This window comes from Pseudonocardia sp. TRM90224, from assembly GCF_021245725.1.
GTDB lineage: Bacteria > Actinomycetota > Actinomycetes > Mycobacteriales > Pseudonocardiaceae > Pseudonocardia.
The window spans coordinates 64,697-80,342 of sequence record NZ_JAJGSX010000011.1; the positions used below are offsets into that span (position 1 = coordinate 64,697).

The 15,646-nt window shown below is 73.2% G+C and carries 14 protein-coding genes; 9 read left to right on the plus strand and 5 right to left on the minus strand.

Going from position 1 to position 15,646, the window contains the following annotated elements:
- Positions 1-28 precede the first annotated feature (28 nt).
- From LL648_RS19445 to LL648_RS19460, 4 genes are read right to left on the minus strand one after another with little or no spacing between them, the layout of a single operon-like run.
- Positions 29-1,651 (minus strand): ATP-binding cassette domain-containing protein, encoded by a 1,623-nt coding sequence (locus tag LL648_RS19445; protein ID WP_232664030.1) that lies wholly within the window; start codon positions 1,649-1,651, stop codon positions 29-31.
- The gene (locus tag LL648_RS19450; protein ID WP_232664031.1) at positions 1,648-2,535 is read right to left on the minus strand and encodes an ABC transporter permease; all 888 of its coding nucleotides are present in this window, start codon (positions 2,533-2,535) and stop codon (positions 1,648-1,650) included. The genes LL648_RS19445 and LL648_RS19450 overlap by 4 nt, the downstream gene beginning before the upstream one ends.
- Positions 2,532-3,569: an ABC transporter permease gene (locus LL648_RS19455; RefSeq protein ID WP_374112075.1), complete on the minus strand. Its 1,038-nt coding sequence runs from the start codon at positions 3,567-3,569 to the stop codon at positions 2,532-2,534. Before LL648_RS19455 ends, LL648_RS19450 begins: the two co-directional genes overlap by 4 nt.
- A gap of 19 nt (positions 3,570-3,588) precedes the next feature.
- Positions 3,589-5,376, minus strand: a complete 1,788-nt coding sequence (locus LL648_RS19460) for an ABC transporter substrate-binding protein (protein WP_232664032.1) — start codon at positions 5,374-5,376, stop codon at positions 3,589-3,591.
- Positions 5,377-5,460: 84 nt separating this feature from the next.
- Between LL648_RS19460 and LL648_RS19465 the strand changes: the two genes are divergently transcribed.
- From LL648_RS19465 to LL648_RS19490, 6 genes are all read left to right on the plus strand, one after another.
- Positions 5,461-6,300, plus strand: a complete 840-nt coding sequence (locus LL648_RS19465; RefSeq protein WP_232664033.1) for a M55 family metallopeptidase — start codon at positions 5,461-5,463, stop codon at positions 6,298-6,300.
- Complete coding sequence (locus LL648_RS19470) at positions 6,293-7,624, plus strand: M20/M25/M40 family metallo-hydrolase (RefSeq protein WP_232664034.1); 1,332 nt, start codon at positions 6,293-6,295, stop codon at positions 7,622-7,624. The genes LL648_RS19465 and LL648_RS19470 overlap by 8 nt, the downstream gene beginning before the upstream one ends.
- 3 nt (positions 7,625-7,627) lie before the next feature.
- The gene (locus LL648_RS19475) at positions 7,628-8,509 is read left to right on the plus strand and encodes a ketopantoate reductase family protein (protein WP_232664035.1); all 882 of its coding nucleotides are present in this window, start codon (positions 7,628-7,630) and stop codon (positions 8,507-8,509) included.
- 69 nt (positions 8,510-8,578) lie between these two features.
- On the plus strand, positions 8,579-9,718 hold the full coding sequence (locus LL648_RS19480) for a sensor histidine kinase (RefSeq protein ID WP_232664036.1): 1,140 nt from the start codon (positions 8,579-8,581) through the stop codon (positions 9,716-9,718).
- Positions 9,697-10,437, plus strand: coding sequence for a response regulator transcription factor (locus LL648_RS19485; protein ID WP_308190360.1), 741 nt, complete (start codon positions 9,697-9,699; stop codon positions 10,435-10,437). The genes LL648_RS19480 and LL648_RS19485 overlap by 22 nt, the downstream gene beginning before the upstream one ends.
- Positions 10,438-10,496: 59 nt before the next feature.
- Positions 10,497-12,038 (plus strand): ArnT family glycosyltransferase, encoded by a 1,542-nt coding sequence (locus LL648_RS19490; RefSeq protein ID WP_232664037.1) that lies wholly within the window; start codon positions 10,497-10,499, stop codon positions 12,036-12,038.
- 83 nt (positions 12,039-12,121) lie between these two features.
- Here the strand turns inward: LL648_RS19490 and LL648_RS19495 are convergent, their stop codons facing one another.
- On the minus strand, positions 12,122-12,667 hold the full coding sequence (locus LL648_RS19495; protein ID WP_232664038.1) for a VanZ family protein: 546 nt from the start codon (positions 12,665-12,667) through the stop codon (positions 12,122-12,124).
- A gap of 60 nt (positions 12,668-12,727) precedes the next feature.
- Between LL648_RS19495 and LL648_RS19500 the strand changes: the two genes are divergently transcribed.
- The 3 genes from LL648_RS19500 to LL648_RS19510 are packed head-to-tail and all read left to right on the plus strand — an operon-like array spanning position 12,728 to position 15,604.
- Positions 12,728-13,987 carry a glycosyltransferase 87 family protein gene (locus LL648_RS19500; protein WP_232664039.1) on the plus strand — a complete coding sequence of 420 codons (1,260 nt, stop codon included), beginning with the start codon at positions 12,728-12,730 and terminating at the stop codon, positions 13,985-13,987.
- Between the two features lie 35 nt (positions 13,988-14,022).
- Positions 14,023-15,060, plus strand: coding sequence for a sigma-70 family RNA polymerase sigma factor (locus LL648_RS19505; protein ID WP_232664040.1), 1,038 nt, complete (start codon positions 14,023-14,025; stop codon positions 15,058-15,060).
- 13 nt (positions 15,061-15,073) lie between these two features.
- Entirely contained in the window at positions 15,074-15,604 is a 531-nt protein-coding gene (locus tag LL648_RS19510) for a dihydrofolate reductase family protein (RefSeq protein WP_232664041.1), read from the plus strand.
- Positions 15,605-15,646 lie beyond the last annotated feature (42 nt).

Here is a 15,646-nt window from a genome sequence, read left to right on the forward strand (position 1 = left end):
CGTCGAGAACGACGTCCACGCTGTTCCGCTATCCCGGATCGGCCGCGACGTCGTTCTCGACGTTCGTCGGCAGCACCGAGAGCAGCAGCTTGGTGTAGTCGTGCTGGGGGTCGAGCAGCACCTCCTCCGCAGGGCCCGACTCCACGATCCGGCCCTGGTGCATGACGGCGACGCGGTCGGCGATCGTCCAGGCCAGCCCGAGATCGTGGGTGATCACCAGCGCGCCCAGCCCGAGCTCGGTGCGCAGCCGCAGCAGCAGCGCGAGGATCTCCCGGCGCACCGAGGCGTCGAGCGACGCGACCGGTTCGTCGGCCACGAGGAACGTCGGGGCGAGCGCCAGCGCGCCCGCGATGACGACCCGCTGCCGCTGCCCGCCCGACAGCTGCGAGGGCAGCACCGGCAGGAACCGCTCCGGCGGGCGCAGCTCGGCCTGCTCCAGCGCCGCGGCGACGATCGCGGCCTCGTCGCCGGGCAGCCGGTGCACCCGCGGCCCTTCCGCGACGGCCTCGTAGACGCTGTGGCGCGGGTTGAGCGCCCCGGTCGGATCCTGCAGCACCAGCTGGACGCTGCGGCGGTACCCGCGCAGCCTGCGCGACGACCGCGGCAGTGGCGCGTCGCCGTAGCGCACCTCGCCCGAGGTGGGCTGCTGCACGCCGAGCAGGCACCGGGCCAGGGTCGTCTTGCCGGATCCGGACTGGCCGACCAGCGCGACGATCTCGCCCGGCCGGACCTGCAACGACACGCCGTCGACCGCGCGGACACCGCCGCCGCCGCGCAGCGGGAAGTCGACGGTGAGCCGCTCGGCCGCGAGCGTCGGCCCCGGTCCGGGTTCGGCGTGCTCGACGAGCCGCGACGCCGGGTCGCCGACGGTGGGGAACGCCGCTGCGAGCGCGCGGGCGTGCGGGTGCTGCGGCCGGTGGATGACCTGATCCGACGGCCCGTCCTCGACCACCAGCCCGTCCTGCATGACGACGACCCGCCGGCAGCTCGCGGCGAGCACCGAGAGGTCGTGGCTGATCATCATCAGCCCGACGCCGCGCTCGGCGACCAGCACGGCGAGCCGGTCGAGCACCTGCTGCTGCACGACGACGTCCAGCGCGGTCGTCGGCTCGTCGGCGATTACGAGGTCGGGGTCGCACGCCAGTGCCATCGCGATCATGACCCGCTGCCGCTGCCCGCCGGAGAGCTCGTGCGGGTAGGCGTTCGTGCGGGCCGCGGGCAGCTCCACCTGCGCCAGCAGCTCAGTGACGCGCTGCGGGACCCCCTTGGCCGCGGGGGAGTGCAGCCGGATCGGCTCGGCGATCTGGTCGCCGACCGTGCGGACGGGGTTGAGCGAGTGCATCGCGCCCTGGAACACGATCGACGCCTGCGCCCACCGCAGCGCGCGCAGCTTGCCCCACGACAGCCCGGTCACGTCCACGCCGCCGACCAGCACCGACCCGCCGATCCGGGCATCCCGCGGGAGCAGCCGCAGCGCCGCCATGGCGAGCGTCGTCTTCCCGCAGCCCGACTCGCCGGCGATCCCGAGCGTCTCGCCGGCGCCGAGCGACAGCGAGACGCCCCGCACCGCGGGTTCCCAGCCGCGCGGGGTGCGGTAGTCGACCGTCAGGTCCCGGTACTCCAGCAACGGGGTCTCCGATGTCGGTGTCATCGGCGAGCCGCCAGCGCCGGGTTCAGCACGATCTCCAGCGCCCGCCCGCACAGGGTGAACCCGAGCACCACGGCGACGATCGCGATCCCCGGCGGCAGCAGGTACCACCACGCGCCTGCGGTGATCGCCCCGGAGTCGACGGCCGCTTTCAGCATGGTTCCCCAGGAGACGCTCGCCGGGTCGCCGAGCCCGAGGAACGCGAGCGTCGACTCGGAGATGATCGCGCTGCCGACCGTCAGCGTCGTGTTGGCGAGCACCAGCGGCAGCACCGCCGGCAGGACGTGCTTGCCGAGCACGTGCGCGTGGCCGCCGCCCAGCACCTGGGCCCGCTCGATGTAGGGCCGGGCCTCGATCGCGAGCGTCTGCGCGCGCACGAGCCGCGCGGTCGACGCCCACGACGTCACGCCGATCGCGACGATGATCGTGAACGCGCCGCGCTGCAGCACCGTCGAGAGCACGATCGCGAGCACCAGCGAGGGCAGCACGAGGAAGAAGTCGGTCAGCCGCATCAGGATCGCGGAGGGCCAGCCGCCGAAGTGCGCGGCGAGCATGCCGACCAGCGAGCCGATCACCACCGAGAGCAGCGTCGCCGCGACCCCGACCAGCAGTGAGATCCGGCTGCCCATGATCGTCAGGGCCAGCACCGAGCGGCCGCTCTCGTCGGTGCCGAGCGGGTAGGCGGCGCTCGGCGGCTCCAGCACGCCACCGGTCGCCGTGATCACCGAGAGGTCGTCGGCGGTGATGTAGAGCGGCGCGGTGAGCGCGACGACCAGCGTGGCGCCCAGCACGACGAGGCCGGCCAGCCCGCTGCGTTGCTCGGCGTACGTGCGGGCGAACCGGGCGGCCGCCGTGCGGCGTCGCTCCCACGCGATGCTCGCGGTCACCGGGTCCGCACCCGCGGGTCGACGAGCCGGTAGACCAGGTCGGCGGCCACGTTCATGATCACCACAGCGGAGGAGAGCGCGATGAGCGTGCCCTGCAGCAGCGGGATGTCGGGCACGGCGAGCGCCTGGTAGGTCAGCAGGCCCAGGCCCGGCCAGGAGAACACCGTCTCGACGGTCACCGCGCCCGAGACGACGAACCCGACCTGCAGGAAGATGATCGTGATCGTCGGCAGCAGCGCGTTGGGCACGGCGTGCCGGCGCCGCACGAGGTCCTCGCGCAGCCCCTTGGCCCGCGCCGTCGTCAGGTAGTCGGCGGTCATCTCCTCCAGCAGCGACGACCGCATCACCATCAGGTACTGCGCGTAGACGACCGCGACCATCGTCAGGCACGGCAGCACCAGGTGGTGCGCGACGTCCAGCACGGCGGGGAAGAACCCGTCGACGCCACCCGGTGAGGTCATCCCGGCGGTCGGGAACAGGTCGAGCGCCACCGCGAACACCATCAGCACGATCAGCCCGAGCCAGAACGTCGGCACCGACCACAGCACCAGCGCCGTCGCCGTCGTGAACCGGTCGAACGCGCTGCCGTGCCGCCACGCCGCGCGGCTGCCCAGCCACAGCCCGAGCGCCACCGAGATCACCAGCGCGGTGCCGGTGAGCAGCACCGTCGGCCAGAGCCGCCCGAGGATCAGGTCGGTGACGGGCTGGCTGTACTTGTACGACGTGCCGAGGTCGCCGCGGGCGAGATCGCCCAGGTAGTCGAGGAACTGCTGGGGCAGCGGCTGGTCGAGCCCGAACTCGGCGCGCAGCCGCGCGAGCTGCTCCGGGTTGCCCGGCCGGTCGCGGGTCATCGCCCGCACCGGGTCGCCCGGCAGCACCCGGAACATGAAGAAGCCCAGCACGACGATCAGCGCCATGCTGATCAGCCCGCCGCCGATCGTGCGCAGGACGAACGCGAGCCCGCCCTGTGCACGTCCCTTGGTGGGTTCGGCGAGGTCGGTGGCGGTGGTGGTGCTCGGGAGCAGGTCGGTCACCGGTGATCCGCCCGGCCGGCTATTCGCGCTCGTCGCTGGACGACCGCCGGCCGCGCACGACGAAGAACGCCACCAGCCCCAGCACGATCACGCCGCCGATGACTGCCGCGATGATCCCCGCGGGGTTGCCGCCGCCGGTGTTCGCCTGCGTCGCGACCGGGGTGGCGTTGTAGTAGCCCCAGTAGCCGGTCTGCCCGGTGATCACGCCGCCCTCGGCGGGCTGCGTGACGAACCCGGTGAACCGGTCGGAACGGTAGGCCTCCAGCAGCCGGTCGTGGGTCAGCACCACCGCGTGCACGTCGTCGTAGAGCAGGCTGTTCATCTGCTTGACGATCTCCTGGCGCTTCGGCTTGTCCAGCTCGGCCTGCTGCGCCGCGTAGAGCCGGTCGTACTCGGGATTGCAGTAGCCGGAGTCGCTCTGCGCCGTCGCGTTGTAGCTGCAGGTCTGCTGGTGCAGCATCGGGTCGGGGTCGGGGTTGACGCTCCACCCGCTGAACGCGAGGTCGAAGTTGCCGGCGCTCATGTCGTCGTCGGCCTGGTTGGACGACTTGAAGGTCGGGGTCAGCGTGACGCCGATCTGGTTGAACCAGCCGACCATGAAGTCGGCGAGCTGCCGGTTCGTGGCGACGTCGGTCGAGGAGACCAGCCGCAGCGCGAGCGGTTTCCCGTCAGGGCCGACGCGCTTGCCGTCCGGGCCCGCGCGGTAGCCGGCCTCGTCGAGCAGCGCCTTGGCCTTCTCGGGGTCGAAGTCGCGCCGCTGGCCCGGGGCCGGGGTGAACGTCCAGTCCGGGTAGACCGGCGGGATGATGCTGTAACCGGGCTCGGAGTGGCCCTGCTTGATCCGCTCGACCACCGCGTTGACGTCGATCGCGTGGTGCAGCGCCCGACGCACCCGCACGTCCTTGAGCGCCGGGTTGCCGTCGCCGAACGGCTTGCCGTCGACACCGCTCGGGTTGGACCAGTTCATGAGCAGCTCGGTGAAGCGGCGGTTGCGGCCCTCGTTGCGCGTGATGTTCGGGTCGCCGGCGAGCGAGTCGAACTGGGCAGGCGTCGTGTCGCGAACGAGGTCGATGTCGCCCTTGCGCAGGCCCTGCACCGCCGCGTCGGTGTTCTCGTACTTGACCAGCTGCACGCCGTCGGCCTTGGGCCGGCCGCGCCAGTAGGAGTCGTTGGCCTGGAGCGTGACGCTCTGCCCCTCCTGGTAGCCGGTCAGCACGTACGGGCCGCTGCCGACGACGGGGAACGTCTCGGTGTTGGTGAGGGTGCCGATCCGGTCGACCTGGGACGCCCAGATGTGCTCGGGCACGATCGGGATCTCGGAGTTGAGGATCGACGCCATCGGCTGCTTGGTGACGATCACCAGCGTCCGGTCGTCGGTCGCCGTGACCGAGGCGTAGTTCTCGACGGCGCCGCCGTTCGCCTCCTTGGCCGCGTCGTTGGTCATGATCTGGTTGTAGGTGAAGGCGACGTCCTTGGCCGTGATCGGCTTGCCGTCGGACCAGTTGGCCTCGCGGATGCGGAAGGTCCAGGTCAGCTTGTCGGGCGCGGCCTGCCAGCTCTCCGCGAGCGCCGGCTGCGCGGAGTTGTCCGGCCCCGCGGTCGTCAGGTACTCGTACATCAGCCGGTTGACCTGCGTCGAGGTCAGGAACACCGCGACGAACGGGTTCAGCGAGTCGATCTCCTGGGTCACCGCCACGCGGAGCACCGCCCCGCCGGGCGGTTGGGCGAGCGCGGTGCCTGCCCCGCCCGCCAGCGCCATCACCATGGCCGCGAACAGGCACGCCAACCTTCGAAGACCCCGAGACATGTGATTCCCCCCACCTCGTCGTGCTGGGAACCAACCACTGCCCACCGATGGCGTCAATGCTTTCCCGCCGATAGCGTCACGATCATGCGGGTGCTCGTGTCGGCGGACATGGAGGGCGCCACCGGTGTGACGTGGACCGACGACTGCGTGCCCGGCACGGAGCCGTGGCAGCGCATGCGGCGGCTCTTCGCCGGTGACGTGAACGCGGCCGTTGCCGGTCTCGTCCGGGGTGGGGCGACGGACGTGCTGGTCAACGAGGCGCACTCGGCCCAGCGCAACCTCCTGCTGGAGGAGCTGGACGAGCGGGCGCGAATGCTGACCGGCCGGCACAAACCGCTCTCGATGATGCAGGGCATCGACGCGAGCGGTGAATCGGCGGTGGACGGGGTGGTGTTCCTCGGCTACCACGCCGGCGCGGGGCAGCAGGGCGTGCTCGCGCACACCTACCTGGAGAACTCGATCACCGGGGTGTGGCTCGACGGCGAGCCGGCCGGCGAGGGCGGGCTCAACGCGGCGCTGGCCGCCGAGCACGGCGTGCCGGTGCTGCTCGTGACCGGCGACGACCGGGCGTGCGCCGAAGCCGGGCGTTACGCGCCGGAGGCGACCACGGTGGCCGTCAAGGAATGCGTGAGCCGCTACGCCGCGATCTGCCTCCCACCGGCCAGGACGGCCAGCATGATCAGCGAGGCCGCGCAGGCCGCGATGACCCGGGCCGGCCGCCGCGAGGGTGCGGTCGGGCCGCACCGGATCGAGGTCGAGTTCGACGCCGCGCACCTCGCCGACGCCGCGGCCGTCGTGCCCACGGTCGAGCAGCTCGACGTGCGCAGGGTCGGCTTCGACGCGCCGTCGATGACGGCGGCGATGCAGGCCTTCAAGATCGTCACGGCGATCGCGGGCGGGGCGGTGCAGGGCATCTATGGATGACCTGACGGATGATTGGTCCGGGGGCGTCGCGGAGCTCTGCGCCGCGCTGATCCGGATCGACACGACCAATCGCGGGCCCGGCGACGCCGTGGGGGAGCGGGTGGCGGCGGAGGTCGTCGCCGCGATGCTGGGCGACGAGGTCGGTGTCGAGCCCGCCGTGCTGGAGTCGGCGCCGCGGCGCACGAACGTCGTCGCGCGCATCCCCGGGCAGGACCCGTCGCTGGGCGCGCTGCTGGTGCACGGGCACCTCGACGTCGTGCCGGCCGCCGCGGCCGACTGGTCGGTGCCGCCGTTCGCGGGCGAGATCCGGGACGGGTACGTGTGGGGCCGCGGCGCGGTCGACATGAAGGACATGTGCGCGTGCGTGCTGTCCGTCGTCGGCTCGTGGCGGCGACGCGGTGTGGCGCCCCGGCGCGACATCGTGCTCGCGTTCGTCGCCGACGAGGAGACCGGCGGCGACCTGGGCGCGAAGTGGCTGGTCGAGAAGCACCCCGAGCTGTTCGACGGCTGCGCGGCGGCCATCGGCGAATCGGGCGGCTTCTCCGTCACCGTCGACGGTGTGCGGCTCTACCCGATCGGCTCCGCGGAACGCGGCACGATGCACATGCGGCTGCGCGCGACCGGCCGCGCGGGACACGCGTCGCGGCCCAACCCCGACAACGCCGTCGTGACGCTCGTGTCGGCGCTCGCGCGCGTCGCGGCGCACCGCTGGCCGGTGCAGCTGACCCCGACCGTGCGGGAGTTCCTGACCCGCGCCGGCGCCGCGCTCGACGTGCCCGTCGACCTCGACACCGACGACGGCGTCGACGCCACCGTCGCCCGGCTCGGCCGGATCGGCGTGCTGGCCGCGGCCACGGTGCGCAACAGCACGACGCTGACCGGGCTGACCGCCGGCAGCGCGGTGAACGTCATCCCGTCGGTTGCGGAGGCGCTGCTGGACACCCGCGTGCTGCCGGGCGCGCCCGACGAGGTGCTCGCCACCGTCGACGAGCTGCTCGGGCCCGGCGTCACACGTACGTTCATCACCCGCGGCGATCCCGTGCAGTCGCCGTTCGACTCGGAGTGGTTCGACGCGATGACCGCGGCGCTGCTTGCCGAGGACCCCGACGCCGTCGTCCTGCCGTACTGCCTCGGCGGTGGCACCGACGCCAAGGCCTTCACCGCGCTCGGCATCCCGACGTACGGGTTCGGGCCGCTGCGGCTGCCGGCCGACCCCGCCGTCTACGACCACCGTGCGATGGCGCATGGTGTCGACGAACGGGTGCCCGTCGACGCGTTGCGGTTCGGCGCGCGGGTTCTGGACCACTTCCTCCGGACGGTGTGAACGATGTCGAACGGCTCTCCTCAACGGGTCGCGGTGCTCGGTGCCGGCGCGGTCGGCGGGATGCTCGGCGTGCTGCTGGCCGAGGCCGGCCACGACGTCACGCTGCTCGGCTCCGACCGCACCTGCACCGCGATCAACGCGCAGGGGCTGACGCTGCGCAGCCGCGCGTTCGGTGAGCTGTCCGCCGCCGTGCCGGCCCGGCCGTGGCTCGTCGGGCCGGTGGACGTTCTCGTCGTCGCGGTGAAGGCGCCCGACCTGCTCAGCGCGCTGACCAGGGCCCCGGCCCCGCTGCTCGACGGCGCCGCGGTGGTCCCGCTGCTGAACGGGGTCGACCACGTCGCGCTGCTGCGCGCGGCGTACCCGCAGGCGCGGGTGGTGCCGATGACGGTCGGGGTGGAGGCGACCCGGGTCGCGCCGGGGGTGATCGAGCACTTGTCACCGTTCGCCGACTACGCGCTCTCGACCGAGCACGACACCCCCGACGGGCCGGGCGCGCTGCTCGCCGCGGCGGGGTTGAAGGTCGACTCGTCCGCGCCCGACGAGACCACGCTGCTCTGGCGCAAGCTGGCGTTCCTCGCGCCGTTCGCGCTGCTCACGACGTCCGCGATGGACGCGGTCGGACCGGCGCGGGAGGCCCGCCCCGGGCTGCTCGACGCGCTCGTCGACGAGACCGGCGCCGCGGCCGTCGCCATGAGGGCCGCGATCGACCCCGACGCCGTCCGCACCCGGCTGGAGACGCTGCCCCCGACCATGCGCTCGTCGATGCTCAAGGACGCCGTCGCCGGCGCGACCCTGGAGCTCGACGCGATCGCCGGCCCGATCCTGCGCTCCGGCGTCGACGCCCCCGTCACCCGCGAGGTGGTCCGGGAGATCGCCGCCCGCTGACGAAGTTCCCCACCGTTTTGGGCACATGCGCGCCCGCAGAGCGCGCATCCACCCAAAACGGTGGGGGAGTTGGGCCAGACTGCGGGGGTGGACCGGCTGGGCGGGCTGAACGCAGCGGATGAAGGTGGTCTGCCGGAGCCCGGGTTGGTCAGGGTCGGGGTGACGGTGCTCGCGGCCGGGGTCGGGGTGCTCGCGCTGACGACCGATCCCGGGACCGCGGCGGATGCGGCGTGGGCGCTGGTCGCGGTGGTGCTGCTGCCGCTGTGGGTGTGGTTGCCGCAGCTGCCGTTGCGGCTCGTCGTGGTCGCCGTGCTGGTCGCGGCCGTGCTCGCCACGCGCGGTGGGGACGTCGAACCGACGTTGTTCCTGGTGTCCACGGCGGCGGTGCTGGTCGGCTGGTTCGAGTGGTCGACGGCGTGGTCGGTCGGCCTGGTGGTGCTGGCGGCGCTGTGCCCGCTGGTCGTGCGGGTGCTGATGCCCCCCGAGGGGTTCAGCCAGTGGATCTGGGTGCTCGGGATCGTGTTCCCGTGGCTGCTCGGCGTGCTGGCGCGGCAGCAGTTCGCGCTCGCGCACCGGTTGCAGGACGCCCGTGCCGAGCTCGCCGAGCAGGCGGTCGCGGGGGAGCGGCAGCGGATCGCGCGGGACGTGCACGACCTCGTCGGGCACGGGCTGGCCGCGGTGCTGCTGCAGATCACGAGCGCCCGGCACGTCCTGCGCCGCGATCCGGACGCCGCCGACGAGGCGCTCGCCGCGGCCGAGACCGCCGGCCGGAGCAGCATGGCCGAGCTGCGGCGCACGATGGCGCTGCTGCGCGACGAGCCCGGCGGGCCCGCCGCCGACCTGGACGGCATCGCCGAGGTGGTGCGCAGCGTGCGTGAGCAGGGGCTGCGAGTGCGCTATGAACGCAGCGGCGAGGCACCCGTGCCCGACGGGGTCGGCATCGCGGTGCACCGGATCGCCCAGGAGGCGCTGGCCAACGCGGTGCGCCACGCCCCCGACGCGGAGACCGCGGTGGTGCTCACCGCCGAGGACGGTGCGGTGAAGCTGACGGTCACCAGCCTCGGCCCGCTCCGGGTGCGGGAACGCGACGAGCGGCCGCGCTACGGTCTCGTCGGGATGCGCGAGCGCGCGGAGGTCGCCGGCGGTGAGCTGTCGGCGGGGCCGGTCGCAGGGGGCTGGGAGGTGCGGTGTCGAGTGCCGCTGACGTGACCGGCGCTGACGTGACCGGCGCTGACGTGACGGGCGCTGACGTGACGGGAACTGGGTTGATCCGGACCGTCATCGTCGACGACCAGGCGCTCGTCCGGGCCGGGCTGGCCCGGATCCTGGGCCCCGACGACGGTTTCACGGTGGTCGCGGAGTTCGCCGACGGCGCCGAGCTGCTCGCCGGCCTGCCCGCGGCCGACCTGGTGTTGATGGATGTCCGGATGCCCCGCACCAGCGGGATCGAGGCGACCAGGGCGTTGCGGTCGCGCGTGGACCCGCCGCCCGTCCTGATCCTCACCACGTTCGATGAGGACGACGTGCTCTGGGGCGCGATCGAGGCGGGCGCCGCGGGGTTCGTGCTGAAGGACGCGAGCGCCGCCGACCTGATCAGCGCGGCGCGTGCGGTGGCCGGCGGGGGAGCGTGGTTCGACAGCGCTGTGACCGGCCGGGTGCTGCAGGCCTACCGGCGGGCGGCGCCGGGGCGGCGGGCCGGCGGGCGGCTCGACCTGCTCACGGACCGCGAGCTGGACGTCCTGCGGCGGATGGCCCGCGGCGCCACGAACACCGAGATCGCGCAGGCGCTGCACCTGAGTGAGGCGACGGTCAAGACGCACGTCCGCTCGATCTTCACGAAGCTGGGAGCGCGGGACCGGGCGGCGGCGATCGTCTTCGCGTTCGACCACGGGGTGGTGCCGGCCGGCGGCGCTCCACCCGTGGGCTGAGCGCGGGTCCCGCCCGCGGGTTGATGTGCCCGGGCCGCCGCCCGGCGACGATTTCCGGCATGACCGCAGCCGCGCTGCCCACCGATCCGACTCCCGACCGGGCTCTCCCGCCGTCGGAGTGGCGACGTGGGCCCGCGTTGCTGCTCGCGCTGGCGACCGTCGGGCTGCACGTGGTGTTCGCGGCCGGGTACGGCTACCACCGCGACGAGCTGTACTTCCTCGCCGAGTCGAAGCGGCTCGACTGGGGGTTCGTGAGCGAGCAGCCGTTCGTGCCCGCGCTCGGCGCGTTCTCGAAGTTGCTGTTCGGCGACTCGGTCGTCGCGGCCCGGCTGTGGCCGGCGCTGGCCGGTGCGGGGGTCGTGCTCATCGCGACGGTGGTGGCGGCGAGGTTCGGCGGCGGCCTGGTCGCGCAGCTCTCGGCGGGGATGTGCGTCGGGACGTCGACGATCTCGCTGGCGCTGTTCCACCTGTTCGGGCCATCGGCGTTCGACCAGCTGGCGTGGGCTGGCTGCCTGCTCGTGCTGGTGCGGCTGCTCGACGGCCTCGACGGTTTCGACCGTACCGACGACCGGTGGTGGCTCGGGTTCGGCGCGATCGCCGGGCTCGGGCTGTGGAACAAGAACACGCTGGTGATGCTCGCGATCGCGCTGGTCGTCGCGGTTGCCGTCACCCGGGAGCGGTGGGGGGTGGTGCGCTCGCCGTGGCCGTGGGCCGGTGGTGCGCTCGCCGTGCTGATCGCTTCTCCGAACCTGGTGTGGCAGGCCGTGCACGGCTGGCCGATGCTGGAGATCGCCGCGACGGTCCGCGAGGACGAGGGCGGTCCGCTCGCCGCGGCGCTGTTCGTCCCGATGCAGGTGCTCACGATGAACCCGCTGCTGGCCCCGGTGTGGATCGCCGGGCTGGTGTGGCTGGCCCGCTCGGCGCGGTACCGGCTGCTGGCGTGGGTGTTCGCGGCGATGGTGGTGCTGTTGCTCGTGGTCGGCGGGCGGTCGTACTACCTGGCGCCGATGTACGTCCTGCTCTTCGCGGCGGGTGCGGTGGTGCTCGAACGCTGGGCGGCCGGGCGGCGGTGGCGTCCGGCGGCGCTCCCGGTGGCGCTGGTGGCCGCGGCGGCGGTGATCCTGCCCAGCGCGTTGCCGGTGCTGCCCGTCGAGGCACACCGCGACCTGCCGTTCGCGACGATCAACCCGATCATCGGGGAGTCGATCGGGTGGCCGGGGTTCGTCGAGCAGGTCGCCGCCGTCCGCAACGGCCTGCCGGCGGCCGAGCGGGCGGGCGCGGTGGTGCTGACCACGAACTACGGCCAGGCCGGCGCGATCGAGATGTTCGGCGCGCCGTACGGGCTCGGGCAGCCGGTGAGCGGGCACAACTCCTACTGGGACTGGGGCCCGCCGCCGGCGGCGACGTCGACCGTCGTCGCGGTCGGCTTCACCGACCCGGCGCGCCTGGCGACCCTGTTCGGTCGGGTCGAGCGCGCGGGCACGATCGACAACGGCGTCGGCATCGACAACGAGGAGCAGGGCGCCCCGATCTGGATCTGCCGCGAGCCCCGCGCGCCGTGGTCGGAGCTGTGGCCGCAGCTGCGGCGGTACAACGCCTGACGTGCGGCTGACGGGCGGGCTGCGGTGACGGGCCGGGATGTGTGCGTTCCGCATGCGAGGGCAGGAAAGCCACTTTCCGGCCCTCACAGGGCATGAAAGTGGCTTTCCTGCCCTCCCCGACCCGGCACCGACCTGCGTGTCCACCACCTCCGCGAGCACGCCGCCGCCAGCACCGCGCCCGCCGTGTTGAGCAGGACATCGTCGACCGACGAGTGCCGTCCGATCGCGAGCGCGTACTGCAGCACCTCCACCCCGACCGACGCGCCCGCGGCCACCAGCGCCACCCGCCACAGCCCGGCGAACGCCGCCCACCGCATCGGCAGGCAGCAGCCGAGCGCGGCGAAGACGAGCAGGTTGCCGCCGAGCTGCTCGACGACGGTCGCGGCTGGCGCGCTGCCGAGGTCGGCGAGATCGGTCAGCGGCAGCAGCGTGAGGGAGCGTCCGGTCCCGTTCGGGCGCAGGATCATCCACAGCCACGGCAGCGTCCCGAGCACCATCGCCACCTCCAGCAACGGCTCGCGCCACGCCCCGCGCCACCTCATCAACGCCCACGCGACCAGCCCCGCGATCGGGACGGCGGCGAGGGCTGTGAGGATGACACCACCCCATCGGGCCACGATGTCGGTCACCTCGGCAGTCTCACGTGGCGATGGTGAACAAGGCATCAGATCGGAGGCAGAGGTCCAGCAGTGATCCAGCAGGGTGTGACGGAGCAGGGCGCCGGGACCGCCGTGGCGCAGCCGCCGCCGACCGGCCGCGAGGTGTCGACGGCCGCTCTCGTGCTTGCGGTCGTCGTGGGCGTGCTCTCCGCGGGGCTGTACGCGGTGCTGACCGCGCGGGCTGGCGACGTGCTGCACCTCATCGACCTGACGGCGTACCGGATCGGCGCGCAACGCGTGCTCGACGGCGTCTCGCTCTACGACACGCCGCTGATCGGGACGACCAAGGGCGTGTTCGAGTTCGTCTACCCGCCCTTCGCTGCGCTGATCTTCCTCCCGGTCGCGCTGGTGGAGGGCGCGGCGTTCGTCGCCACCGGGGTCGCGGTCAACGCCGCGGTGCTGGTCGTCGTCGTGTGGGCGAGCCTGCGCGCGCTCGGGTACCGCGCCGGGCCGCGGCTGTTCGGGCTCTCGCTCGCCGGCGCCGGGCTGCTGATCTGGGTGCACCCGATCTGGGAGACGTTCGCCTTCGGGCAGGTCAACCTGCTGCTCGCGGCGCTGGTGCTGGTCGACCTCGTCGCGCCGGCGACCGCGCGCTGGAAGGGCGTGCTCGTCGGCATCGCGATCGGCATCAAGCTGACGCCGGGGTTCTTCGTCGTGTACCTGCTGGTCACCCGGCAGTACCGGGCAGCGGCGACGGCCGTCGGGTCGTTCGTCGCGACCGCCGCGCTCGGTGCGATCGTCATGCCCCGCGACTCGCTGACGTTCTGGTCGGGCGCGTTCCTCGATCCGGCGCGGGTGGGCGTCCCCGACCACCCCGGCAACCAGACGTTGCGCGGCATGATCGCCCGGCTGCTCGGCATGGGCACGGCGCAGTCGGTGCTGTGGCTCCTGGTCGCGGTCGCGGTCGCAGTGGCGGGCCTGTGGCTCAGCCGGCGCCTCACGCTCGACGGCAACGTGTTCGCCGCGGTCGTCCTGTGCGCGCTCACCGCGACGGCCGTGTCGCCGTTCAGCTGGGTGCACCATTGGGTGTGGCTGGGGCCGCTGCTGATCCTGTTGCTGCACCACGCCCTGCGCGACCGTACGGTGACGGCATGGGCAGGGTTCGTCGTCGCGGCGCTGATCTCCTCGCACGGCCCCCTGGCGCTGCTGGCCCCGGACTACCCGACGCTGCTCGCGATCCCGGCGTGGCACCACCTGGAGATCGGCTACGAGCACGCCTACATCTGGCTCACCGTCGCGCTGCTCGTCGCCGCAGCATTGCGCCTGCGCGCGGTGGCGCGGGAGCCCTGAGTTGGCGGGAGCCCTGAGTTGGCGGGAACCCTGAAGTGACGGCTGGCCGCGACGAGGTGCTCGCCGCCGCGCGGTCGGGCAACGAGATCGCCTTCGCCGAGCTCGTCGAGCGGCACCGGCGGGAGCTGCGCGTCCACTGCTACCGCATGCTCGGCTCGTTCGACGACGCCGAGGACCTCTTGCAGGAGACCCTTCTGCGGGCATGGAAGGGCATCGCGGGGTTCGAGGGCCGCGCGAGCGTGCGCGGGTGGCTGTACACGATCGCGACCAACGCCTGCCTCGACGCGCTGCGCGGCCGGTCGCGGCGAGTGCTGCCGCAGCACCTCGGCGCGCCGTCCGGCCTCGACGTCGACCTGCCGCCGCGCACGGACATCCCGTGGTTGCAGCCGTTCCCCGACCGGCTGTGGGAACCGGCCGCGCCGGCCGAAACCGAGCCCGACGCCGTGATCGTCGGCCGGGAGACGATCGAGCTGGCGTTCCTCGCCGCGATCCAGCACCTCCCGCCGCGGCAGCGCGCCGTGCTGCTGTTGCGTGACGTCTTGGGCTGGCCGGCCCGCGACACCGCGACCGCGCTGGAGTCGAGCGTCGCGTCGGTGACGAGCGCGCTGCAGCGGGCTCGCGACACGCTGCGCGAGCGGCTGCCCGAACGACGTGTCGACTGGGCCGTGCAGGAGCCGACCGACGCGGAGCGGGCCGTGCTGCGCCGCTACATGGACGCGATGAACCGCGCGGACGTCGCGGGGGTCGCGGCGCTGCTCGCCGAGGACGTGCGGGCGGCCATGCCGCCGCTGCCGATGTGGTACCTGGGCCGGGCGACCGTCGAGGAGGCGCTGACGCTGAGCTGGGACCCCACCGGTCCCGCCTACATCGGCCGGTTCCACGCCGTGGCCGTCGACGCGAACGGGCACCCGGCCGCTGCCGCGTACCTGTGCCCGCCGGGCGGCACGGTGTTCGAGGCGTGTGCGATCGGGGTGCCGGTGATCGCCGACGGGATGATCGTCGAGCTGACGTCGTTCCACGACCCGGGGTTGTTCGCCGCGTTCGGGCTACCGATGACTTTTCAGCCCGGCTGACGTCGCAACGGTCATGGCAACGATCCTGTACTCGGCGACCATGTCGTTGGACGGCTTCATCGCCGGCCCGGGCGACGACATGTCCTGGCTGGCCGACATACCGCTCGACGCCCCCGATCCCGACGCCGCCCTCACCCTCGACATCGGCGCCCTGCTCGTCGGAGGCGGCACCTTCCGGGCCTCCGACCCGTTCGCGGGGACCGACGAGGAGGGCGCGATGCGCGGCACCTGGAGCGGGCCGCAGTTCGTGCTCACCCGCAACCCACCGGCCACCCCGGTGCCGGGCGTGACGTTCTTCGACGACCTGCCCGAGGCAGTCGCCGCGGCATCGGATGCGGCGGGGGAGCGGTACGTCAACGTGCTCGGCGCCACGATCGCCCGCGGGTGCCTGGAGGCCGGGCTCCTGGACGAGATCCTCGTGTACGTCGCACCCCTCCTGCTCGGCGACGGCACCCGCCTCCACGAGCACGCGGGCGGGCGGCGCACCCGCCTGACCACGATCTCCAAGTACCCGGGCGCCCTCCACTATCGCGTCGACCGCTAGGCGGCGCCGCTCGACGGGGCCGGGGGAGGGCAGGAAAGCCAC